22 protein-coding genes are annotated in these 21,959 nt (G+C 39.7%); 12 read left to right on the top strand and 10 right to left on the bottom strand.

Going from position 1 to position 21,959, the window contains the following annotated elements; translation table 11 throughout:
• Nucleotides 1–10: 10 nt before the first annotated feature.
• Nucleotides 11–871: a MurR/RpiR family transcriptional regulator gene (locus M0M83_RS01660; RefSeq protein WP_125891639.1), complete on the bottom strand. Its 861-nt coding sequence runs from the start codon at nucleotides 869–871 to the stop codon at nucleotides 11–13.
• A gap of 255 nt (nucleotides 872–1,126) precedes the next feature.
• On the opposite strand from M0M83_RS01660, the gene murQ reads away from it, so the two are divergent.
• Both murQ and murP read left to right on the top strand, forming a co-directional pair.
• Nucleotides 1,127–2,038: an N-acetylmuramic acid 6-phosphate etherase gene (gene murQ, locus M0M83_RS01655; protein WP_125891640.1), complete on the top strand. Its 912-nt coding sequence runs from the start codon at nucleotides 1,127–1,129 to the stop codon at nucleotides 2,036–2,038.
• 26 nt (nucleotides 2,039–2,064) lie between these two features.
• Nucleotides 2,065–3,528: a PTS N-acetylmuramic acid transporter subunit IIBC gene (murP, locus tag M0M83_RS01650; protein ID WP_248467454.1), complete on the top strand. Its 1,464-nt coding sequence runs from the start codon at nucleotides 2,065–2,067 to the stop codon at nucleotides 3,526–3,528.
• 74 nt (nucleotides 3,529–3,602) lie between these two features.
• Here the strand turns inward: murP and M0M83_RS01645 are convergent, their stop codons facing one another.
• Entirely contained in the window at nucleotides 3,603–4,208 is a 606-nt protein-coding gene (locus tag M0M83_RS01645; RefSeq protein WP_125891642.1) for a LysE family translocator, read from the bottom strand.
• Nucleotides 4,209–4,309: 101 nt separating this feature from the next.
• Between M0M83_RS01645 and M0M83_RS01640 the strand changes: the two genes are divergently transcribed.
• The 3 genes from M0M83_RS01640 to M0M83_RS01630 all read left to right on the top strand — a co-directional run bounded on the left by M0M83_RS01640 (nucleotide 4,310) and on the right by M0M83_RS01630 (nucleotide 6,554).
• Complete coding sequence (locus tag M0M83_RS01640) at nucleotides 4,310–5,293, top strand: hydrolase (RefSeq protein ID WP_248467452.1); 984 nt, start codon at nucleotides 4,310–4,312, stop codon at nucleotides 5,291–5,293.
• The gene (locus M0M83_RS01635; RefSeq protein WP_125891644.1) at nucleotides 5,290–5,508 is read left to right on the top strand and encodes a YheU family protein; all 219 of its coding nucleotides are present in this window, start codon (nucleotides 5,290–5,292) and stop codon (nucleotides 5,506–5,508) included. Before M0M83_RS01640 ends, M0M83_RS01635 begins: the two co-directional genes overlap by 4 nt.
• 176 nt (nucleotides 5,509–5,684) lie before the next feature.
• A complete protein-coding gene (locus M0M83_RS01630; RefSeq protein ID WP_004265947.1) occupies nucleotides 5,685–6,554 on the top strand; it encodes a phosphoribulokinase in 870 nt (289 codons plus the stop codon).
• 90 nt (nucleotides 6,555–6,644) lie between these two features.
• On the opposite strand, the gene M0M83_RS01625 is transcribed toward M0M83_RS01630, so the two are convergent.
• Complete coding sequence (locus tag M0M83_RS01625) at nucleotides 6,645–7,046, bottom strand: OsmC family protein (protein ID WP_213913590.1); 402 nt, start codon at nucleotides 7,044–7,046, stop codon at nucleotides 6,645–6,647.
• A gap of 356 nt (nucleotides 7,047–7,402) precedes the next feature.
• On the opposite strand from M0M83_RS01625, the gene crp reads away from it, so the two are divergent.
• The 3 genes from crp (at nucleotide 7,403) to M0M83_RS01610 (ending at nucleotide 9,982) form a co-directional block, all read left to right on the top strand.
• Nucleotides 7,403–8,035 (top strand): cAMP-activated global transcriptional regulator CRP, encoded by a 633-nt coding sequence (gene crp / locus M0M83_RS01620; RefSeq protein WP_006813718.1) that lies wholly within the window; start codon nucleotides 7,403–7,405, stop codon nucleotides 8,033–8,035.
• A gap of 187 nt (nucleotides 8,036–8,222) precedes the next feature.
• Nucleotides 8,223–8,753, top strand: coding sequence for a hypothetical protein (locus M0M83_RS01615; protein ID WP_248467451.1), 531 nt, complete (start codon nucleotides 8,223–8,225; stop codon nucleotides 8,751–8,753).
• Nucleotides 8,754–9,052: 299 nt separating this feature from the next.
• On the top strand, nucleotides 9,053–9,982 hold the full coding sequence (locus M0M83_RS01610; protein ID WP_248467449.1) for a hypothetical protein: 930 nt from the start codon (nucleotides 9,053–9,055) through the stop codon (nucleotides 9,980–9,982).
• Between the two features lie 67 nt (nucleotides 9,983–10,049).
• On the opposite strand, the gene M0M83_RS01605 is transcribed toward M0M83_RS01610, so the two are convergent.
• The 3 genes from M0M83_RS01605 to ppiA form a co-directional block, all read right to left on the bottom strand.
• Nucleotides 10,050–11,264, bottom strand: a complete 1,215-nt coding sequence (locus M0M83_RS01605; RefSeq protein ID WP_213913586.1) for an aspartate aminotransferase family protein — start codon at nucleotides 11,262–11,264, stop codon at nucleotides 10,050–10,052.
• 129 nt (nucleotides 11,265–11,393) lie between these two features.
• Nucleotides 11,394–11,969 (bottom strand): aminodeoxychorismate synthase component II, encoded by a 576-nt coding sequence (locus M0M83_RS01600; protein WP_004265957.1) that lies wholly within the window; start codon nucleotides 11,967–11,969, stop codon nucleotides 11,394–11,396.
• Nucleotides 11,970–12,415: 446 nt separating this feature from the next.
• The gene (gene ppiA / locus M0M83_RS01595) at nucleotides 12,416–12,988 is read right to left on the bottom strand and encodes a peptidylprolyl isomerase A (RefSeq protein WP_125891686.1); all 573 of its coding nucleotides are present in this window, start codon (nucleotides 12,986–12,988) and stop codon (nucleotides 12,416–12,418) included.
• 323 nt (nucleotides 12,989–13,311) lie between these two features.
• Here ppiA and yihA point away from each other — a divergent pair, with 323 nt between their 5' ends.
• The gene (yihA, locus tag M0M83_RS01590) at nucleotides 13,312–13,923 is read left to right on the top strand and encodes a ribosome biogenesis GTP-binding protein YihA/YsxC (RefSeq protein ID WP_125891687.1); all 612 of its coding nucleotides are present in this window, start codon (nucleotides 13,312–13,314) and stop codon (nucleotides 13,921–13,923) included.
• 499 nt (nucleotides 13,924–14,422) lie between these two features.
• Here yihA and polA read toward each other — a convergent pair whose 3' ends face one another.
• The 4 genes from polA to M0M83_RS01570 form a co-directional block, all read right to left on the bottom strand.
• The gene (polA, locus tag M0M83_RS01585) at nucleotides 14,423–17,215 is read right to left on the bottom strand and encodes a DNA polymerase I (RefSeq protein ID WP_213913584.1); all 2,793 of its coding nucleotides are present in this window, start codon (nucleotides 17,213–17,215) and stop codon (nucleotides 14,423–14,425) included.
• A gap of 399 nt (nucleotides 17,216–17,614) precedes the next feature.
• Nucleotides 17,615–18,235, bottom strand: a complete 621-nt coding sequence (gene dsbA / locus M0M83_RS01580) for a thiol:disulfide interchange protein DsbA (protein ID WP_125891689.1) — start codon at nucleotides 18,233–18,235, stop codon at nucleotides 17,615–17,617.
• Between the two features lie 33 nt (nucleotides 18,236–18,268).
• Nucleotides 18,269–19,264 (bottom strand): serine/threonine protein kinase, encoded by a 996-nt coding sequence (locus M0M83_RS01575; RefSeq protein WP_282561408.1) that lies wholly within the window; start codon nucleotides 19,262–19,264, stop codon nucleotides 18,269–18,271.
• 6 nt (nucleotides 19,265–19,270) lie between these two features.
• Nucleotides 19,271–19,540, bottom strand: a complete 270-nt coding sequence (locus M0M83_RS01570; RefSeq protein WP_004262581.1) for a YihD family protein — start codon at nucleotides 19,538–19,540, stop codon at nucleotides 19,271–19,273.
• A gap of 216 nt (nucleotides 19,541–19,756) precedes the next feature.
• Here M0M83_RS01570 and mobA point away from each other — a divergent pair, with 216 nt between their 5' ends.
• The 3 genes from mobA to licT all read left to right on the top strand — a co-directional run bounded on the left by mobA (nucleotide 19,757) and on the right by licT (nucleotide 21,953).
• A complete protein-coding gene (gene mobA, locus M0M83_RS01565; protein ID WP_248467447.1) occupies nucleotides 19,757–20,350 on the top strand; it encodes a molybdenum cofactor guanylyltransferase MobA in 594 nt (197 codons plus the stop codon).
• Nucleotides 20,347–20,883 carry a molybdopterin-guanine dinucleotide biosynthesis protein MobB gene (mobB, locus tag M0M83_RS01560; RefSeq protein ID WP_248467445.1) on the top strand — a complete coding sequence of 179 codons (537 nt, stop codon included), beginning with the start codon at nucleotides 20,347–20,349 and terminating at the stop codon, nucleotides 20,881–20,883. The genes mobA and mobB overlap by 4 nt, the downstream gene beginning before the upstream one ends.
• 224 nt (nucleotides 20,884–21,107) lie before the next feature.
• Entirely contained in the window at nucleotides 21,108–21,953 is an 846-nt protein-coding gene (licT, locus tag M0M83_RS01555; protein ID WP_248467443.1) for a BglG family transcription antiterminator LicT, read from the top strand.
• Nucleotides 21,954–21,959: the final 6 nt, after the last annotated feature.

Genomic DNA, 21,959 nt, shown 5'->3' with positions numbered 1-21,959 from the left:
TAGCCACCAATCATTCATCTAATTTATTAATCACTACTCTTGCATTCATAACCAATGACTTCGCTTTCGCTTCTCTTCGTTGTAATAACGCCATAAAGATCAAATCAGTAAGCGTATTTTGCGCAGTTCTTGATGATATTGACGAACTACGCCATTCATCTTCTTCTGCGATGCTTTCAAGAACATAATCCGCTAGTTGCCCCAATGGTGAATCACGATCACGCGTGATCGCAACGACGCACGCCCCTTGCTTACGTGCAATATTCGCGGCAGTTAGCATGTCTTTACGCCTACCTGTAAAAGAAATAACGATTTGTACATCATGAGTATTAAGCGTGAGGGCAGCCGCTATTTGCACATGATGGTCTGACTCCACTAGCGTTGTAATTCCAATTTTTTGTAATTTGTAACTTAAATCTTTTGCTGTTAATCCTGATCCTCCAATACCGACAATTTGAACTCTCTGTGATTGGTCTATTCGTTCAACAACTCTTTCAAATTGCTTGAAATCAATTAATTTTGTTGTTTCTGTAATTGAATGATTTTTTTCCATTGCCAATTTCTGAGCAACAACCATCAAGTTGTCATCAGGCGCAATACGATTATGTAGAGCGGAATGAGGCGCTCCTTCCTTAAATTGTTGGCGCCCGATAATCTCACTAAGCGCCAGTTTCAGAGCAGGATATCCCTTTAACCCAACTTTTTGGCTAAACTTAACGATAGCAGATTGGCTGACATCTAAAATTTCCGCTAGCTGCTGAGATGACAAGTTCAGCACATTTTCGGGATTTTCAAGGATAAATTGTGCAATTTTGCGTTGGTTTTCTGCTAATCGCGGTAATGAGTAAGTAATGATATCCAATAGTGTCATGACACCCTCTAGAGATTAACGTTCTTTTTTCGTTTCATAGAATAAATTAATAATAAATTATTCCTATTTTATTTGACCGATGACTTAAAAATAATTGTTGAAATTCAACCAACAACAGAAATCCCATCTGAATTAAGTAACAAAATATTCTTTTATATTCGCAAGTTAGAATAGATAACACCGTGATTTCAATCACACCAAGGGAATAAATAATTCCTTATTATTAGTACAATAACTGATTTAGGAGCAATTTTTATGACTATCGACTTAAGCAAGATGGTAACTGAAAGCCGTAATGCGGCCAGTACTAATATCGACCAACTCTCAACGGCTGAGATGCTGAAGGTCATTAATAATGAAGACAAACTCGTTCCGTTAGCGGTTGAAAAAGTGCTCCCTGAAATTGCCCAACTGGTTGATAAAGTCGCAGAAGCCTTTTTAAAAGGTGGTCGTCTGATTTACTCGGGTGCAGGCACATCGGGCCGTTTAGGTATTCTTGATGCTAGTGAGTGCCCGCCAACTTATGGTACGCCCCATGAACAAGTTGTAGGTTTAATTGCCGGTGGTCATCAAGCTATCTTCCGTGCCGTGGAAAATGCAGAAGATAAACCTGAACTGGGTGAACAAGACCTCAAAGACATTCAATTTAATGAGAATGATGTACTCGTCGGCATCGCAGCCAGTGGGCGTACTCCCTACGTGTTAGGCGCGCTCGCGTACGCACGCCAAGTTGGCGCCACCACCGCGGCTATCAGCTGTAACCCTAATAGCCCTGTGGCGAATAGTGCTGATATCGCCATCACGCCAGTTGTCGGCCCTGAAGTCGTTACGGGTTCCTCCCGCATGAAAGCAGGGACTGCACAAAAATTAGTACTGAACATGATCACCACTGGGGCGATGATCCGTATCGGTAAAGTATTTGGCAATTTGATGGTTGATGTGGAAGCCACCAACGCCAAATTGATTGAAAGACAAACAAAGATTGTGATGGAAGCGACACAATGCGATAGAAATACCGCAGAGTCTGCACTTCAACAATGTGATAGACACTGTAAAACCGCCATTTTAATGGTGTTATCTGGCTTGAATGCCGATGAAGCCCGCCAGTTACTTTCTAATAATAATGGCTTTATTCGTACAGCACTCAATATCGCTACCTCCGCTTAACCTGCGGATTTTATGAGATAAATAGCATGGCTAAAATAACAATAGAAATGATGCAGCAAGTTCTGCAACACGTTGGTGGTCGTCGTAATATTAAGTTAGCGGGCAACTGTATGACGCGCCTGCGCTTAACACTCAATGACGACCAGTTGGTCGATAAAGCCGCACTCAAACAAATCGCAGGAGTGCTTGGTGTTATTGAAAGTGATGAACAACTGCAAATCATCGTGGGCCCCGGCAAAGCACAAACTGCTGCGGATTTAATGAATCAATTGCTAGAAGGTGAAGACGACGACCATCAGGCAGCATCTTCCCCTCATGATCTGAAAGACATTGCTTCTGCAAATAAACAGCAACTGAAAAAGAAACAAACCAGTGCCGTTCACCGATTTTTATCAAAATTTGCCACGATATTTACCCCCTTAATTCCAGGTTTTATTGCTGCTGGCTTATTATTAGGTTTTGCAACACTGGCAAAACAGAGCTATTTCCCTGCAGGTCTCCCCACAAAACCTGAAGAGCAGACCCTACTCGTACATACTATTTTATATATGTCCGTATTTAGCAAAGGGCTGTTTAGCTTTCTAAGTATTCTTATTGGTTATAACACTCAAAAAGCCTTTGGCGGTAGCGCAGTAAATGGCGCCATCATCGCTTCACTGTTTGTTCTTGGCTACAACCCTGAAATAGCCAAAGGGTTCTATTCTGACATGAATAGCTTCTTCGGGTTAGCTATCGACCCAAGAGGTAACATTATTGGGGTCTTGATTGCCTGTATTTTTGGCGCATGGGTAGAAAAACAGGTACGTAAAATCATCCCAGCAAACCTTGATATGATTTTAACTTCAACAATTACCCTATTAATTGTTGGTGCTGCGGTGTTTATCTTCATCATGCCAATTGGCAGTTGGTTATTCTCAGGCATGTCATGGCTTTTTGTTCATTTAAACAGCAATCCATTCGGAACGGCAATACTTGCTGGGCTATTCTTAATTGCAGTAATGTTTGGCGTGCACCAAGGTTTTGTTCCGGTATATATGGCATTGGTTGAAACTCAAGGCTTTAACTCACTTTTCCCTATCCTAGCGATGGCAGGTGGTGGGCAAGTTGGTGCCGCAATGGCGTTGTATGTTAAAGCCGCAAAAGACTCAATATTACGCAACCAAATTCGTGGTGCTATCATTCCAGGTTTCTTAGGTGTCGGTGAGCCGCTGATCTACGGTGTCACCCTTCCGCGAATGAAACCGTTTGTCACAGCATGTTTAGGCGGTGCTGCGGGAGGTTTCTTTGTTGGCTTAGTCGCTTGGATGGGTTTACCGGTTGGTTTAAATACCGTGTTTGGCCCATCTGGCTTAGTCGCTATACCAATGATGACCTCTGCGGATGGCGTGGTCCCAGGGATGTTAGTTTATGTAGGCGGGTTACTCGTTTCCTACTTATTCGGTTTTATTTTTACTTATTTTTTCGGAACTAAGAACGTCGATTTAGATTAATAACTCGATCAAACAAAAAAGCAGCTAGTTGGCTGCTTTTTTATGAGTCTATAAACTACACTTTTATCAAAAAATCATTCCAACCAAATCAGGGGAACACACAAAGCCGTTAAAATTCCCATTACCCAGTTAAAAATAAACCAAGCACGGCGGCTACGCAAAAATAAGCTGATTAATGAACCAAACCCCATCCAGATTAAACCCGCCACTAAGTTAACTACCACGAATGCGATGCTCATCATTAAAATAGATTGGGTGAATAACTCACCGGGGAGACTAAATCCCCCTACAGCTCCTAAACCCATCATCCACGCTTTTGGGTTCAAAAACTGTAATAACCCCCCTTGATACCAAGTCACGCTTTTCGCGACTTCGCTATTGACCTTAAGTGGTGCATAATTAGCGGTGGCTGTTTTCCATGCGAGCCAAAGTAAATACAAGCTCCCAGCAATTTTTAATGCGATATGAATGGCAGGATAAAGCAGTAAAAGTGCGGCAATACCGAATGCAGAGAGATAAAGTATAGATTGCATACCTAACATAATACCAAGGCATAATACAATCGTATGACGAAAACCGTAATTTGCTGCACTTGACGTTAGCAACATATTGTTAGGGCCGGGAGTGACTGCAGCAATGAATAAAAACGTAAAAAGAGAAAAAACCAGCCCCAATGTCATTTATACTTTAGCCTCAAACTCAAATTTGTTTACTTGCATCACAAAAAAATAACAGTATGTTATGTGACTCACAAGAGTCTCCATTAAATAAAAATAAGGCTATGTCAGAAAACTTTCGTCCAATAAGTTGGGCTAAAAATCCACATCTTCAAACATTACTGCCAAGGATTTTCCGTAGAACACCGAAAATCAAACCGATATGGCAGCGGCTTGAATTGCCAGATGGCGATTTTATCGATCTCGCTTGGAGTGAAAAACCTGAGCTAGCAGCGCACAAGCCACGTTTAGTGATATTCCATGGCCTAGAAGGCAATTTTAAGAGTCCTTATGCCCACGGGATGCTAGAAGCTGCCCAAAAACATGGTTGGTTGGGGGTGATTATGCATTTTCGCGGTTGTAGTGGTGAACCCAATCGCCAACAGCGAATTTACCATTCAGGCGAAACCAGTGATGCTCGCTATTTCCTCCGTTGGTTAAAACAAACCTATGGTGATACGCCGACGGCCGCGGTCGGCTATTCCCTTGGTGGTAATATGTTAGCGTGCTATTTAGCTGAAAGCGGCCAAAATGCAGATGTCGATGCGGGTGTTGTTGTTTCTGCTCCTTTGATGTTAGAAGCCTGCTCTTTACGCATGGAAAAGGGCATTTCTCAATTTTATCAACGTTATTTGCTCAATAGCTTGAAACGCAATGCCACCCGAAAATTAGTGCGTTATCCAGGCTCACTACCCTTAAACCTCTTACAATTAAAGCAGCTTAAACGGATCCGTGAGTTTGATGATGTGATTACTGCACGTATTCATGGGTTTGATGATGCAACCGATTATTATCAAAAATGCAGCGCATTACCCAAATTAGCTTATATCACTAAACCAACGTTAATTATTCACGCCAAAGATGACCCATTTATGGCGCCTGAAGTTGTGCCTGATTTATCATTTTTACCCCACAATGTGGAATACCAAATGACAGAACATGGCGGGCACGTCGGCTTTGTGAGCGGTACATTGAGAAAACCGCAAATGTGGTTAGAAACCCGTATTCCTCAATGGTTAACGCCTTATTTAGATAAGGAAATAATGTGATTATTCCTTGGCAAGAACTTGAGCCTGAAACATTGGAAAACCTAATTGAAAGCTATGTTTTACGAGAAGGGACAGACTATGGCTCCCATGAAAAAAGCTTGCAAGATAAGGTTAACGATGTGAAACAGCAGTTAGTTTCTGGTGAAATTGTGCTAGTCTGGTCTGAATTGCATGAATCGGTTAATTTCATGCCTAAGGGAAGTTTTTCTTTATGATGTGTTTATTCCATGGTTCATTTTGACATCATCAGCAACCACAAATTAAGTGAGTGTTTTCCAACGCAACCATGTCGTAAACTATCAAATAAGACTCATAACCCTAACACCCGTTAATCCGCTTCATGCACTGTTGATTAAAATAGTGCTTATTAGCGCAACACAGGGAGTCTGCGATGTCCAAAAAGCACCCAATCATAGCCATCACCGGTTCAAGCGGTGCTGGCACAACCTCAACTAGCCAAGCATTTCGTAAAGTTTTTCACCAATTAAATATTCAACCGGCAACACTGGAAGGGGATAGCTTTCATCGCTATACACGTCCTGAAATGGATATGGCTATCCGTAAAGCCAGAGAACAAGGGCGGCACATCAGTTATTTTGGCCCCGAAGCGAATGATTTTGCTTTGCTTGAACAAACCTTAGTTGATTACGCAAAAACCGGCTGTGGGCAGTCCCGTAAATACCTACATACTTATGATGAAGCCGTACCTTATGGCTTGCAACCAGGGACATTCACCCCTTGGGAGCCGCTGCCAGACAAAACAGATATATTGTTTTATGAGGGGCTACATGGGGGCGTTGTGACGCCAGAACATAATGTTGCACAACATGTTGATTTGCTTGTCGGCGTTGTCCCTATTGTCAACCTAGAATGGATCCAAAAATTGATCCGCGATACCACAGAGCGAGGGCACTCTCGCGAAGCCGTCATGGACTCGGTTGTGCGTTCTATGGGGGACTATATTAATTACATCACGCCACAATTTTCTCGCACTCACATTAATTTCCAACGTGTTCCAACGGTAGACACATCTAACCCATTCTCAGCAAAAGCGATTCCGTCACAAGACGAAAGCTTTATTGTGATCCGTTTTCGTGGGCTAGAACAAATTGATTTCCCCTATTTGCTATCAATGATATCCGGCTCATTTATTTCCGCAATGAATACAATTGTCGTTCCTGGAGGGAAATTGGGGCTAGCGATGGAATTAATTATGGCGCCAATAGTCGAAAAATTAATTAATCAAAAGAACAACAATTAAATTATTTTTTGATTAATAAATAAGATGCTTATCATTAATTAAGATAAGCATCTTTCGATTCAAATATATTAGTAAATATTAAATTTATTTTTAGCTTTTTATTTCAAAGCTGTGTGTGACTTCAACGGTTTTCTCTAACATCAACGCCACCGAACAATATTTTTCTGCGGAAAGTTGAACCGCACGTTCGACCCCTTTTTCTGTTAATTCATTCCCAGCTACAATAAAATGCAAATGGATTTTTACAAAATAACGCGGGGCTTCTTCACGGCGCTGTGACGTTAACTTAACTTCACAATTAGTCACATCGTAACGACCCTTTTGTAAAATCGAAACGACATCAATCGCACTACAGCCACCTGCTGCCATGAGCACCATTTCCATTGGGCTTGGCGCTTTATCACCCGCATTCCCATCCATCATCACTTGGTGTCCAGACGCTGACTCACCTAAAAAAGAAAGCCCTTCAACCCACTTTACTCTTGCTTCCATTGTATTTCCCCTTGAAATGAAATCGACTTAAAGGCTACATTGTTCCATAGATATAATGAATGTTATATCAACTTTATTTGGCTGAAGCGATACAGGGGAGACTTTCTGTATTGAATATGCTACAAACAATACTTAGTTGATAGGATTAAGATCAAAACTCAACGGTTTAATTGATCATATTATAGTGTTGATATCAATTTGCGTTACCCAAAGCAATCAAAAACGCTGAACCAATCAGCTGTTAGATTATTTAAAGGTATATAAGGCAAATTAATATGCTAAGCTAGTGACTTTAAAGCCAGCCTTTCTAATTCGTTTTTCTGAATGGCTGCAATAACATACAGAGGATAACGCTAATGGTTCTCGGCAAGCCACAAACAGACCCTACTCTTGAATGGTTTTTGTCACACTGCCATATTCATAAATATCCATCCAAGAGCACTCTTATCCATCAGGGTGAGAAAGCAGAAACCCTTTACTATATCGTTAAAGGTTCGGTGGCTGTTTTAATTAAAGATGAAGAAGGCAAAGAAATGATCCTCTCTTACCTGAATCAAGGGGATTTCATTGGTGAGCTTGGGTTATTTGAAGAAGGGCAAGAACGCACTGCGTGGGTTAGAGCAAAAGTCGCCTGCGAAGTTGCTGAAATTTCTTACAAAAAATTCCGTCAATTGATTCAGGTAAACCCTGATATTTTAATGCGCCTTTCTGCGCAAATGGCTAGTCGCCTGCAAACCACGTCTGAAAAAGTGGGCAACCTCGCCTTCTTAGATGTGACAGGCCGTATAGCTCAAACCCTATTAAATTTAGCCAAACAACCCGATGCGATGACACATCCAGACGGTATGCAAATCAAAATTACCCGTCAGGAAATCGGCCAAATCGTGGGTTGTTCCCGTGAAACAGTTGGCCGTATTTTGAAAATGCTTGAAGATCAAAACCTGATCTCTGCACATGGTAAAACCATCGTTGTTTACGGCACCCGTTAATTAATATTTTAGCCAAACTTGGTTGGCTAGACTCTTAGTGTAAACAGCAATATATCGCTGTTTACACTTTTCTCTTGTACCCACTCCTCTATTAATTTTCAAGTATACTCGCGTTTTTTGATATTATTTAAAATATGCTTATATAAAATCATGGATAATTAATACATAATCATTCGGGAATTTATATATGCCCATTAATAGCAACCAAAACCACCAGTTTTCCTTGCCACAATCAGGAAATATTACGAATAGCGTTATTAACAACTTTCAACAAAATAAGGATTTTTTAAAGAAATTACAATATGCAAATTCCACATCTGAAAAATTCCCGGCATTAGAAAATAAAACTACAGAGTCGATGAAAAATACGCGAAATGTAAATTTTATATCTTCATTAAATATAGGAAGTTTGCTACCTAACACCCAGCCAACTTATAAGGTATTTGATCCTAAACATAAGATTGCTTTTGGAACTCAAAAAAATAAAAATATTGACATCCGCTCTATCGATTTCAAGGCTAGCCTTGATTTTTTTAAAAATATGCCTAGTTCTCAAGATCAGAGCTTAGTTTCTCGCTATCCCCTCATATTTAAAAATTCGAGAAAAATAGAAAAAAATTTTACCCCAGTAGAAGACCATTCAATTACCCATAAAACTCAGGAAGACTTACCAATGCAAACAACTAAAAAAACAACGTTGAAACCTCAACGTTTGTAGATTTTCATTTAAACCGTTCCGCAGGTACGCTATCTAATTTTAAATATAAAATAAAATCCATTCATGAAAAAAGTATTCGCAAGTTCAGAGATGTTTTTAAAACAAATAAAAAGAAAGAACTATGCGTTAAGTTTGAAAATGGAAAGGTTAAAATTACAGATGGGGCTACTATAGCTAGACAAGAGTTAATTAAAAAACACAATGAAATTAATAGCACTAAGGCTATAAGTAACTTAGTTTATACAGCTCAGCAGCAAAAATCAGATTTATTTAATAATTATAAATTCCTACTCAATGAAATGATCCGAGTTGAATCGGAAATTAATAAACTGATAAACAGAAAGTCAGAACCTGAAGAGGAAATCCACCCCATTTATCAAAATCATAAGCAGTTCAAAAAATTAAATATCATCGATATTATAGATTTCCCAATACCACCAAATGGTAAAATTCGCGATATTAATGTTATCTTCAATGATATGAGAGCAACCATCAGAATGCTGGAAGATGAATACAATAGTTTTAAACGAGTGATTGAAAAAGAAGAAAAAAATAAAGATGATAAAATCAAAAATACAAATAAAATATCCTCTTTTGAACTCACCCACTCATCAAGTAATGTAAGTTTAAGCTCATCCGGCTATCATTCTGATGATATAAATGATTATAAAGAAGAGCAAAAAAGCCAAATACCCAAACGAATCAAAATGTACGATTTTTCACAGGTTAAAAAAATAGAGCATCCAATTAAATCAAAAAAAAGCCATATTCCTCAGTTAATTAAAACTAATGGAGCATCAACGACGAATAAAACAGAAATACCTACTACAACAATGGACAGCTATTTACTAAATACAAGCTTAAAAAAACCGCTTTATCAAATTCCAGAACCTGGAAAAATTAGAAAGGCCGACAAAATTACCTATGGACACAGTGATTCAACCAATCGACTCCACAAAGGAGAGAGAGCAATCGTTAATTTACCTGAATACCTAAAAGCAACTAATGCTAGCTCCTTATTAATTAAGCAAACGCGATCATCTAGACTAAGACAACATCCGCCTATTAATAAAACTTCCCCAATTCATAAAGCAACCTCAATGACCCCAATGAAATTGAGTAAAATGGAAAAAGAAATAGAAAAAACGTCTAATAAATTAGAGCAACTTAATAGCAAGATGAAGAAAGAAATACAGCTTCAAAAAAATATTATTTTAAAATTAAATTAAACAAAAACAATTAAATAACATTAAAAAATAGATTGCAGAAAATATTTTCTGCAATCTTATCTCATGGTTAACTCAGCAATTTCCCGATCGCCGCATCTAATTTCGCCATACCGCTGTTGATTTCTTCTTCAGAAATGATCAGAGAAGGCGTAAAACGTAAAACATTCGTGCCAGCATTGAGCATCATCAGGCCTTCTACTGCACTAGCTTGCAGGATATCTTTCGAGCGGTTCAATAGTTTTCCGTCTAACTCCGCGCCAATTAATAATCCCATTCCTCTGATCTCAGAAAAGATGTGGTATTTATCATTCAATTTATTTAAATGAGCAACAAATAATTCACGACTCTTTTCAACACCATTTAATACTTCTTCAGTATTAATAATATCAAACGCTGCATTACCTACTGCACACGCTAAGGGATTGCCACCATAGGTGGTGCCGTGCGAACCGACTTCCATGGTTTTTGCCACTTCTTCAGTGGTGATCATTGCACTAATAGGGAAACCGCCACCCAATGCTTTTGCCGTAGTTAAAATATCAGGCACAACATTGTAATGCATATAAGAAAATAATTTGCCTGTTCGCCCCATACCGCTTTGCACTTCATCAAAAATCAGCAACGCGTTATTTTCATCACACAGTTTGCGTACACCTTGCAGAAATTCTGACGTTGCTGCGGTTACACCACCTTCGCCTTGCACTGGTTCGAGAACGACTGCACAGGTATTTTCGTCAATGACCGCTTTGACTGCATCAAGGTCATTAAAAGGTACATGAATAATATCCGCAGGCTTTGGCCCAAAACCATCCGCATATTTCGCTTGCCCACCAACCGAAACGGTAAATAATGTGCGCCCATGGAAAGCTTGTTTAAAAGCAATAATCTTAGTTTTATATGGGTTATATTTGGTGATAGCGTAACGACGCGCTAATTTAAATGCGGCTTCGTTCGCTTCTGAGCCGGAATTCACAAAAAATGCACGGTCAGCAAATGTCGCATTCGTGAGCTTTTGTGCTAACTTCAGCGCCTGCTCGTTGGTGAAAATATTGCTGACATGCCATAGCTTTTCGCTCTGTTCACGCACAGCCGACACCAAACTAGGGTGGCAATGCCCCAAAGCAAGAACCGCAATCCCACCAGCAAAATCAATATATTCTTTACCTTGCTGATCCCAAACACGGCTCCCTTCGCCTTTAACGGGAATAAATTCCGCTGGCGAAAATATAGGCAACATAACTTGATCAAAAGTCTGCCGATTTACTACTGATTGCTCTGACATACCCCTCACCTGCTCTTATTTAATGCGACAATGAAAATATAATCATTAAATATGAATAAAAAATCAAAAAAGAGCAATAGCAAAGGGCATAATATGCATAATTAATTTATTCTGAACCAGATTTATAAACTAATATTTTAGAAAATTATTGAGTAATTCATGGCCTTGCTCACTCAGAATGCTTTCAGGATGGAACTGAACGCCTTCTATAGGCAAGGTTTTGTGCCGTATTCCCATGATTTCATCAACATCACCATTGTTCAGTGACCACGCTGATACATCAAAAGAAACAGGAAGTGTCTCTGCCGCAATCACCAGTGAATGGTAGCGTGTTACTGTCAAGGGGCGGTTCAAGCCCTTGAAAACACCTTGATGGTTATGGTGGATAGCAGAGGTTTTACCGTGCATAACTTCTCGAGCTTTAACGACTGATGCACCAAATGCTTGCCCAATCGCTTGATGCCCTAAGCAAATCCCTAAAATGGGTAATTTACCTGCAAAGTATTTGATCGCCTCAAGGGAGATACCTGCCTCATCCGGTGTACATGGCCCAGGTGAAATCACAAGATGTGTAGGTGAAAGCTGTTCAATTTCTTCGATGGTAATTTCATCATTACGTTTTACAACAACTTCTGCCCCTAACTCACAAAAGTATTGGTATAAGTTGTAAGTAAAAGAATCGTAATTATCAATAAGTAAAAGCATATTAGCCTATCCGACTGATTTTTATCATTATATATTAATTCTTATGCATATTTTTATCGTGTTGGCAATCAGAACGATGATTAAAACACCATAAAAATAATAATGGCGGCTATCATAGCACAGCCAAAGCAGGAAAATAGCCTATTTAAGTCAATGATTGTTTTTTATCAGAGATAAATTTCCATATAAAAATCATGGAATTATATTTACACTCTTATAACAACCCCGTATTTTGATTAAGATTTACTTTAAATACAATGAAATAAAAGGCTGTTAAAAATGAGTAGAAGCTGACACATTTTAACGAAGAGCGTTCATGAAGGGACACACAAAGGGGGGAACGTGGTTTTTAATAAAAGTGGGTACGTTAAAGCAACTTACCCACTGTATTTGATATGATAGTTTTTAATCACTACCATTTTTAACCACTATGACGTTTTTAACCACTATGGCTTTTTAATTACTTCTGCAGAGATGATTGTAATAGGGTCAACTGGGACATTTTGATATGGCCCCACGTTTTCCGTTTTCACTTTAGAGATTTTATCTGCAACATCCATCCCTTTGACCACTTTACCAAATACAGCGTAACCAAAATCACGTTGTCCATGGTCTAAGAAAGCATTATCTGCGACATTGATGAAAAATTGACTCGTTGCACTGTCTTTATTCGCTGTACGCGCCATTGAGATAGTACCGCGTAAGTTACGTAAACCGTTATCTGCCTCGTTTTTAATCGGTTCACGGGTTTGTTTTTGTTGTAAATCTTTATCAAACGCACCGCCTTGGATCATAAATCCAGGAATAACACGGTGGAAAGTGGTTCCGTTGTAATAACCTTCATTAACATACTGAACGAAGTTTTCTGTCGTAACAGGGGCTTTTTTGCTATTCAGTTCTAATTCGATATCACCCGCCGACGTGACTAATTTAACATAAGTCTCACCCGCAGATAATGCAAGAGAAGATGCGCTCATTGCGCAGACGGCCAAAAGTGGCACAAAAATTCGTTTTAACATGTAAGATCCCTTTCGTTATAGCTCATTACAACTGCAATCAAGCAATTCTAGAGTGAAGCCAACAAGAATGCTGAAGATTTACCTATATTTACGCCAGAAAATAAAAACACACTAAATGCGCTAAATTCTAGACCAATTTCTGTAAAAGACGTCATCAATAATGGTTATTTTTCTATTATTACTATTTCACCCGCCCACAACATACAAAAATAAGGCTGGATTCAAAGGGAAAAGAGGTTGAGAGGATATTTCGAGTTGTCGTGAAGCGCTAAGCAAAGCTATAATCCCCGAGCCTTTTGAGGCTAACTCAGGGAGAACGACAAATGGCAATTAAAAATCATAACTACCAGATGGCAAAATTTGTCATCAGTGCACCCGATATCCGCCATCTACCTAAAGATACCGGAATTGAGGTGGCTTTTGCTGGCCGCTCTAATGCGGGGAAATCCAGTGCATTAAATGCATTAACACAGCAAAAAAGCTTAGCACGTACCAGTAAAACACCAGGAAGAACTCAGCTAATCAACCTATTTGAAGTTGAGGAAGGCGTTCGCCTTGTTGACCTTCCGGGCTATGGTTATGCCGAAGTTCCTGAAGAAATGAAACGTAAATGGCAGCAAGCACTCGGGGAATATCTCCAAAAAAGAGAATGTATTAAGGGGCTTGTTGTATTAATGGATATCCGTCATCCATTAAAAGACCTCGATATGCAAATGATTGAATGGTCTGTTGCAATGAATGTGCCCGTTTTAGTTTTGCTCACTAAAGCAGACAAACTTGCCTCTGGCGCAAGAAAGAAACAGTTAATGGAAGTTCGCCAAGCACTTGCTCCTCTTGAAGGGGATATTGAAGTGGAATACTTTTCAGCGCTGAAAAAGATTGGTGTCGATAAACTCCGCATTAAGCTAGATAGTTGGTATAACACACCAGCTTGATTTCTTTTATTGTGAGCCAGAAATGGCTCATTATTGCCTTATATCTTCTAATCCACTGAATTTTAGATAAAAAAATGCTCCAGTCAAAAAAACTTTGACTGGAGCAGCTAATATTCAGCTAAATCCGATTACGTGAAGTAAAAGGTCTGAAAGATAGAACATCTTACCTCTGTACCCTACACCTATTAATGTACTTTATTTTTCGCTCGAAAAAAAGCCTTTTTGTAATTTTTTTTCAAAGCTGCCCACGATTCAGCATAATAACACACATAAAATAAGACAAAAAACGGATTTTAATTACATATTTATGAGATGTATGTCGCATAAAAATGTTATCCATTTTCTGGCGTTTCACCATAAAATAATTGATTTATTGCAGAGTTAGATTAAATTTCTAGTAAATTATTTCAAACGCATAATTATCGGTTATGCCTTTATTGAAACATAAAAAAACCTCCAATAACGTCTTGGAGGTTTCTATATTCAATACAGTTAAAAATTAATGGGCTTCATCCCAGTTATCGCCAATCCCTACATCCACTTTTAATGGTACATCGAGTTTCATACTTTGTTCCATTAATGACTGAACTTGAGCTTGGACACGCTCTAGTTCAGATTCTTTGACCTCAAAGACCAATTCATCGTGAACCTGCATTAGCATGTCTGCATGCGGTTTTTCCGTTTGCAACCAATTATCAACGGCAATCATGGCTTTTTTAATGATATCCGCAGCGGTTCCTTGCATTGGCGCGTTGATCGCTTCGCGTTCCGCTGCTTTACGGCGCATCCCATTACTGGATTTAATATCTGCCAGATATAAACGGCGCCCCTCAAGTGTTTCAACATAGCCTTGTTCGGAAGCCTGTATACGTGTGTTTTCCATGTAACGTAATACACCAGGGTAACGTTCAAAGTAAAGATCCATATAGCGCTGCGCCTCACCACGAGGGATCCCTAATTGACGCGCTAAGCCAAACGCACTCATGCCATAGATAAGCCCGAAATTAATCGCTTTGGCACTGCGGCGTTGGTCACTAGTGACTTGTTCCAGTGGTACACCAAAGACTTCAGCGGCTGTTGCTTTATGGATATCTTTCCCTTCCGCAAATGCCGTTAATAGGCCTTTATCTTGGGATAAATGCGCCATAATACGCAATTCAATTTGTGAATAGTCCGCAGCCATCACTTTGTAGCCTTCACGTGCAACAAAGGCTTGGCGGATCCGACGCCCTTCTTCGGTTCTCACTGGGATGTTTTGTAAGTTAGGATCCCGAGAAGACAAACGCCCTGTTGCCGTGACAGCTTGGTGGTAAGAAGTATGAACGCGCTGAGTACGCGGGTTAATCATTAGCGGCAGTTTATCCGTGTACGTGGATTTCAATTTGGCTAAACTACGGTGCTCAAGCAATAATTTCGGCAATGCATGGTTCAGCGCCAATTCCTCAAGTACTTCTTCATTGGTCGATGCAGCCCCACTTGGCGTTTTCTTTATCACTGGCAATTGTAATTTTTCGAATAAAATCGTTTGCAATTGCTTTGGTGAAGCGAGGTTAAACTCTTCCCCTGCAAGTTCGAAAGCCTCTTTTTCCAATTCAGCTAAACGGGCAGTAATCACTTTTGACTGCGCTGCAAGTACGTTTGCATCAATTAAAACGCCTTTACGCTCCATACGCACTAACACAGGCACAAGTGGCATTTCAATATTTTGGAAAATATGATTAAGCTTTGGTTCTGCCTCTAATTGTGGATATAACGCGTGGTGCAATAATAACGTGACATCTGCATCTTCTGCCGCATAATTAGCGGCTTCTTCTAAGGCGATTTGGTTAAATGTTAGCTGTTTTTTGCCTTTCCCTGCAATCTCTTCAAAGCTCACCGTTTTGTGGTTCAAATGACGATCGGCCAAGCTGTCCATATCATGGCGTCCCATCCCCGCAACACTGTTTAATACATAGGATTCCAGCATGGTGTCATAACCAATGCCTTTTAATTCGATGTCATAATTCTCAAGAACTTCTGCATCATACTTCAAGTTTTGGCCAATTTTGAGGATGTTTTCACTCTCAAGAATAGGCTTCATAAGTTCCAAAACCTCTTTCAGAGGAAGCTGTACTGGCGCATCAAGGTAATCGTGGCCTAATGGTAAATAAGCGGCGTGCCCCGGTTCAATTGCAAATGACATTCCCACTAAACGAGCTTCTTGGGTATCTAAGCTATCGGTTTCAGTATCAAAAGCAAATAATGATGCTTTGCTTAATTTTTCAACCCAGCGCTCTAAATCGGCTTTTTCTAGGATCGTTTGGTAATTTTCGGCACACAATGTTGGCGCAGTTGGGGCTGATGGCTTCGCAGGTGATGTTGCTGGTGTTGGGCTTGCTTTCGCACTTGAGCCTTTACCCTCCATCCAAGTCCCATTTTCAACATCGGCTAGCCAACGTTTAAATTCATAACGACTGAATAATCGATGCAGTTTATCCACATCAGGTTGAGCAACTTTCAGCTCTTCACACGTTTTTTCCAGCTCAACATCCGTTTTAATGGTCGCTAATTGGTACGATAAAAAGGCAACATCACGGTTTTCCGCCATTTTAGGAGCTAACGTTTTAGAGCCTCTAAAACCTAATGGCGCGATAGCTTCAAGGTCATTATAAATTGCGTCTAAGCTACCAATACCTTGCAGTAAAGCGAGTGCTGTTTTTTCACCAACACCTGGCACGCCGGGAATGTTGTCTGATGAATCCCCCATTAAGGCTAAAAAGTCGATGATAAGTTCAGGGGGAACACCGTATTTTTCTTTGACTTCATCAGGCCCTAGAATAGTGTTATTCATGGTATTGATTAGCGTAATATTAGGTTCAACTAATTGCGCCATATCTTTATCGCCCGTACTGATTAACACAGGTATACCTTTTCGGCTTGCTTCACAGGCTAATGTCCCGATAACATCATCAGCCTCTACGCCTGAAACAACAAGTAAAGGCAACCCCATCGCTTCAACCATTTCATGCAATGGGCCGATTTGAGCGCGTAAATCATCAGGCATGGGTGGGCGATGAGACTTATAGCTTTCAAACAATTCATCACGAAATGTTTTTCCCTTCGCATCAAAGACAACCGCTACATGGCTAGGTTTATACTGCATAATTAAACTGCGTAGCATATTAAGCACGCCATACATTGCCCCTGTAGGCTCACCTGCACTATTAGTCAGTGGAGGAAATGCATGATAAGCACGGTATAGGTAAGAAGAACCATCAACCAAAATAAGGGGGTTTTCTGCAATCTGAGCCATAATCTGTCATCATCTTTTTAGTCAGGAACGAATGCTAATAGGATGCCATAATGTAGCCTCAGATACATCCCAAGTTTTATATTCTGCTTAGTTAGATAACTAAAAACACACCAAAATCATCCACTATTATGAGTACACCATTGATTACAGTTAATTAAAATTAATCACGCCGATTAACTAAGTATCTGACTAACATCCTGTGGATAAGCTTGTGTGTAAATTTATGTTACTCAGTAAATTCAACAAGTAACATGGCTATTAATAATATAAACAGAAAAGTAAAATCAAAGAGTTAGCACATAATTGAATGGATTTAACACACGTGAAAGAAAGTCTTAGAATTGTGGATATTACGAGAAGAAAATAGACGATGGTGAATATACCACCGTCTATGTACGATTACTTTTTACTGATTAAGAAGTTCACAACGTTAGAGAACTCTTTACCATAATCAGCCGCATTATCAACTGAGATACCGTTATTACGAACTTGGTATTTACCATCAACAAATAGTGCAGGAACACCGCGAAGTTTTAAGTCTTGCGCTGCGTTTTGCTGTTTTGCAACGATAGATTTCACGACAAAGCTATTTAACGCTGCATCATATTCTTCACCCGAGATACCTGCTTTGATAAAAGCATTACGGATATCAGCTTTACTATTGATAGTTTGCGTTTTTTGGATGCCTTCAAATAGGATAGGTGTCACTTTGTCTTCTGCTTTCAGGACAATCGCAACAGCCCAAGCTTGGGTTAAATCAGCGCCTAAAGGACCAAGAAAGTCAACGTGATAGCGTTCCATCTTCACGCCTTCTGGCAAGTTTTTCTCTACGGTTTGAGGCACTTTATACACACTCTCAAATTGATAACAGTGTGGGCAATAAAATGAGAAGAACTCCAGAACCTGTGGTAAATTTGGGACAGCTTTAACATCAGTATACTCTTTACCTTCCGTGTAGTTTGCCGCTGCAGCACTAAAAGACATGGCAATACCAAGCAAAGCCAACATAATTTTTTTCATAGACTACATTCTCCAAAAACAAAAACTTAAAAGTTAAAACTGAGGGGTTAACTGCAAAGGGGCGTCTTGCAACCGTTCAATTTGTTGATTAAATTCGAGCGATTGTTTTTGCCAAAAATCATCAGCTTGTAGCCATGAAAATGCTCTAGGAAACGCAGGGTCTTGCCAGCGGCGGATAACCCACCCGAGGTAATGTACCATGCGCATTGCTCTAAGAGGTTCAATAAGCTTCAGCTGTTTTACATCAAAATCACAAAACTCATTATACGTTTCTAATAACGTATCCAATTGAATGACTTGTTCTTGACGAGAACCATTAAGCAGCATCCAGATATCTTGGATTGCAGGCCCGTTTCGAGCATCATCAAAATCCACCATCCAAGCTTCATCGCGCCATAGAATATTACCTGGATGGCAATCACCTTGTAGGCGAATAGATGAATGTGAATCAGGCCATTGTAATTTTACTTGTGCAATCAATGCATCTAAAGATGCCATAAATTGGGCTTTATAACGTTCCGCAATCAAAGGACTCGATGCCATCACTTGGCGGGGTTGCGCCAAATATTCATCGACGCCTATTGTCGGACGAAATGCAAAATTTTTACGCTGACCAATTTGGTGTATACGCCCTAATAAGTGGCCTACACTTTCTAATTGAAACAAATTGTCGGTTTCATATTGCCTGCCACCGATACTCGGAAAGATTGCAAATATAAACCCACCAAATTCCAATACCGTTTGCCCTGCAAACTCAAGAGGTGCGGCTACAGATAAGCCTTCGTCTCGTAGTTCTAAAGTAAAATCGTGCTCTTCTTGAATTTGTGAGCGGTTCCAACGTTCAGGCCGATAAAATTTAACCACATAACGTTGCCGATTTTCGTCTTGGAACTGATAAACACGATTTTCGTAGCTATTTAATTCAAGTAGCCCTGATTCGGGGTAAACCCCAACTTCCATTAAGGCATCTAAAATTAAGTCAGGGGAAATTCCACTAAAATGGAAATTCGAATGTTCTATTTCATCCATCGCGCTTTAGTCTTTAATGATGCCACGGGCACGCAAAATAGCGGTTTTAAAGTCATCTTCATAATCTTTTTTTAAACCCGGGATCGCTTCATTGCTGTCCGAGCCACGCATTTTTAAATGATAAATCAGCACATCGTCTGTTAACTCAGATAAACTACCTTTAAAGCCGGCTTCATCAGCCAATTTTTGCAATAATTCTACCAAGTTTAAATCTGAATTATCTTTCCAGACAGGATGCAGAAGCTCAATAACTTCATTTAAGCGATGGCATTTCATGTTTATTCCTTTATCACGAATATTTGATACAAGTTACCAATAATCATACAAGAGAAAAAGCGAACTGTTGTCAATCTACGTAAAGTTTAACGGCAATACGCACGAATATTCATTGATTTTATAGCAAAATAGAATAAATTTTAGTAATTACTATACTCGAAAGTGTTTTATACGAATGTTGAAACATTTTCTTGAAGATATTCAAGGATATTGAACATGTCATTTCGTCAGTCAATAACCGGTGTGATACTCGCTGGTGGCCGAGGCACTCGAATGGGGGGGCAAGATAAAGGGTTGGTACTTTTATCGGGAAAGCCGCTTTATCAACATATTTTAGCACGCTTACAACCTCAAGTTGGCGAAGTACTCATCAATGCAAACCGTAATCAGGCACGTTACAGCGAAAGCCAATTGACCGTTATTTCTGACTTAAATAACCATTTTTCTGGCCCATTAGCAGGAATGCAATCTGCTTTGCACCACGCGACAACTGACTGGTTACTGTTTGTGCCTTGCGATGTTCCTGCATTTCCTCTTAATTTAGTGGAAAAAATGTTTAGTGAGAAAGAAAAACATTTAGCCTGCTACGCTTGTGATGCAGAACGAGAACACCCTACATTTGCTTTATTACATCGGTCACTAAAAACTCAACTCGATGATTACCTTGCAAGAGGTGACCGTAAATTAATGCTATTTATGCATGGAGTTAATGCAAAAGGCGTTATTTTCTCACCCGAGTCAGGTTCATTTGCGAATCTTAATACACTGGAAGATAGCCGTAACTGGGAGCTACAACAAAAAGAATCATGAAGCAAAATACTCTACCCCTACTTGGAATTACCGCTTACAGTGGCACAGGAAAAACGACCCTATTAAAAAAAGTTATTCCTCTGCTCAAGCAACGTAACGTACGCGTTGGTTTAATTAAACACACTCACCATGACATGGAGGTGGATAAACCAGGCAAGGACAGCTTTGAATTACGTAAAGCTGGTGCTGACCAAACGCTTGTTGCCAGTGAAAAACGCTGGGCACTGATGACTGAAACCCCCGACACGAATGAGATGGATCTACGCTATTTAGCCAGCCGTTTCGATCCCACTTCATTAGATCTGATCCTCGTTGAAGGGTTCAAACATGAAACGATCGACAAAATTGCCTTGTTCCGTTCTGAGGTGGGTAAGCCGTTAAACGGCTTAATTGATGACTATGTGGTTGCTGTTGCCAGCAATGAAATCATTGATACAAATGTGCCGCAGTTAGATATCAATAGCCCAGAACAAATTGCTGATTACATTGTGTCTTGGTGGCAAAAAAGTGTCTTGGTGGCAAAAAACAGTTAAATAGGCGCAACACGGTCATTGGTCATGCAAAAAAGAGATTGGCTGAATTGACCGTGTGAGTTCACATTTTCATGCTTTGCTGTTTGAATAATCCAAAAAGTTTAATTACAGTACTTGGAAATTAAGTTATTGGATTGTTACTGCACTTATCACGCAGGCAAAACCTGATTAGTCAATGAATTGTCATTGTGCTATCAGGTTTTTTTCGTTTCAGGGGAAACAAAATGCAGATCGCAAAAATTTTAAACAACAATGTGGTCGTTGCCCTAAATGAACAACAGCAAGAAATTGTCATCATGGGGCGTGGACTCGCCTTTCAAATGAAGGTTAATGACTTTATCGATCCTAAAAAAATAGAAAAAATCTTTGAGTTACGTAGCCATGAATTAACAAACCGATTAAGTGAACTGTTGAGCCAAATACCGATTTCTGTCATGCAAGTCTGTGACAAGATAATTGAAAATGCGAAAAGTAAACTTGGCAGCCTACATGAAAGCTTATATATCGTTTTAACTGATCACTGTAATTATGCAATTGAAAGACAACAAAAAGGCCTCGCTATCACTAATACTATGCTATGGGAAATTCAGCGACTTTATCCAAAAGAGTACCAGTTGGGGTTAGCGTCACTGGCCTTAATTAAGCAAGATTTAGAGATTGATTTACCCATCGATGAAGCTGGGTTTATCGCGTTACATTTCGTTAATGCGCAGCTTACAGGGGAAATGCCTGTTGTTATGCAAACGATGGACGTGATGCAAGAAATCATGAACATTGTGAAATATAACCTAAAAGTTGAGTACCATGCAGAAACATTAAGTTATCAACGCTTCGTTACTCATTTAAAGTTTTTTGCCCATCGCATGATGAGTAATACGCCAGTACCGAATGATGATGTTTCTATGCATCTTGTGATTAAAGAAAATTATGCCATTGCTTGGCAATGTGCCGAAAAAATAAGCCAGTTTTTACAGAAAAAATACCAACGCGACTTAACAGATGAAGAACGTATGTTTCTTACTATCCATATTGAGCGCGTGAGAAAAGAGAACGCGTTACCACAAAATTAAATTCGC

Origin of the sequence: Providencia rettgeri, assembly GCF_023205015.1 — a bacterium.
GTDB lineage: Bacteria > Pseudomonadota > Gammaproteobacteria > Enterobacterales > Enterobacteriaceae > Providencia > Providencia rettgeri_E.
The sequence above is the reverse complement of the archived record's forward strand: the minus strand, read 5'-3'. Positions and strand labels throughout refer to the sequence as shown.

Coding starts and splice junctions, on each gene's coding strand:
- M0M83_RS01645 (WP_125891642.1), bottom strand. CDS start 4,208: ATGACATTGGGGCTGGTTTTTTCTCTTTTTACGTTTTTATTCATTGCT.
- M0M83_RS01640 (WP_248467452.1), top strand. CDS start 4,310: ATGTCAGAAAACTTTCGTCCAATAAGTTGGGCTAAAAATCCACATCTT.
- mobA (WP_248467447.1), top strand. CDS start 19,757: ATGTCATTTCGTCAGTCAATAACCGGTGTGATACTCGCTGGTGGCCGA.
- M0M83_RS01610 (WP_248467449.1), top strand. CDS start 9,053: ATGATCCGAGTTGAATCGGAAATTAATAAACTGATAAACAGAAAGTCA.
- M0M83_RS01575 (WP_282561408.1), bottom strand. CDS start 19,264: ATGGATGAAATAGAACATTCGAATTTCCATTTTAGTGGAATTTCCCCT.
- M0M83_RS01570 (WP_004262581.1), bottom strand. CDS start 19,540: ATGAAATGCCATCGCTTAAATGAAGTTATTGAGCTTCTGCATCCTGTC.
- M0M83_RS01605 (WP_213913586.1), bottom strand. CDS start 11,264: ATGTCAGAGCAATCAGTAGTAAATCGGCAGACTTTTGATCAAGTTATG.
- M0M83_RS01660 (WP_125891639.1), bottom strand. CDS start 871: ATGACACTATTGGATATCATTACTTACTCATTACCGCGATTAGCAGAA.
- mobB (WP_248467445.1), top strand. CDS start 20,347: ATGAAGCAAAATACTCTACCCCTACTTGGAATTACCGCTTACAGTGGC.
- licT (WP_248467443.1), top strand. CDS start 21,108: ATGCAGATCGCAAAAATTTTAAACAACAATGTGGTCGTTGCCCTAAAT.
- murP (WP_248467454.1), top strand. CDS start 2,065: ATGGCTAAAATAACAATAGAAATGATGCAGCAAGTTCTGCAACACGTT.
- M0M83_RS01630 (WP_004265947.1), top strand. CDS start 5,685: ATGTCCAAAAAGCACCCAATCATAGCCATCACCGGTTCAAGCGGTGCT.
- ppiA (WP_125891686.1), bottom strand. CDS start 12,988: ATGTTAAAACGAATTTTTGTGCCACTTTTGGCCGTCTGCGCAATGAGC.
- M0M83_RS01625 (WP_213913590.1), bottom strand. CDS start 7,046: ATGGAAGCAAGAGTAAAGTGGGTTGAAGGGCTTTCTTTTTTAGGTGAG.
- M0M83_RS01600 (WP_004265957.1), bottom strand. CDS start 11,969: ATGCTTTTACTTATTGATAATTACGATTCTTTTACTTACAACTTATAC.
- polA (WP_213913584.1), bottom strand. CDS start 17,215: ATGGCTCAGATTGCAGAAAACCCCCTTATTTTGGTTGATGGTTCTTCT.
- dsbA (WP_125891689.1), bottom strand. CDS start 18,235: ATGAAAAAAATTATGTTGGCTTTGCTTGGTATTGCCATGTCTTTTAGT.
- M0M83_RS01615 (WP_248467451.1), top strand. CDS start 8,223: ATGCCCATTAATAGCAACCAAAACCACCAGTTTTCCTTGCCACAATCA.
- yihA (WP_125891687.1), top strand. CDS start 13,312: ATGGCAATTAAAAATCATAACTACCAGATGGCAAAATTTGTCATCAGT.
- murQ (WP_125891640.1), top strand. CDS start 1,127: ATGACTATCGACTTAAGCAAGATGGTAACTGAAAGCCGTAATGCGGCC.
- crp (WP_006813718.1), top strand. CDS start 7,403: ATGGTTCTCGGCAAGCCACAAACAGACCCTACTCTTGAATGGTTTTTG.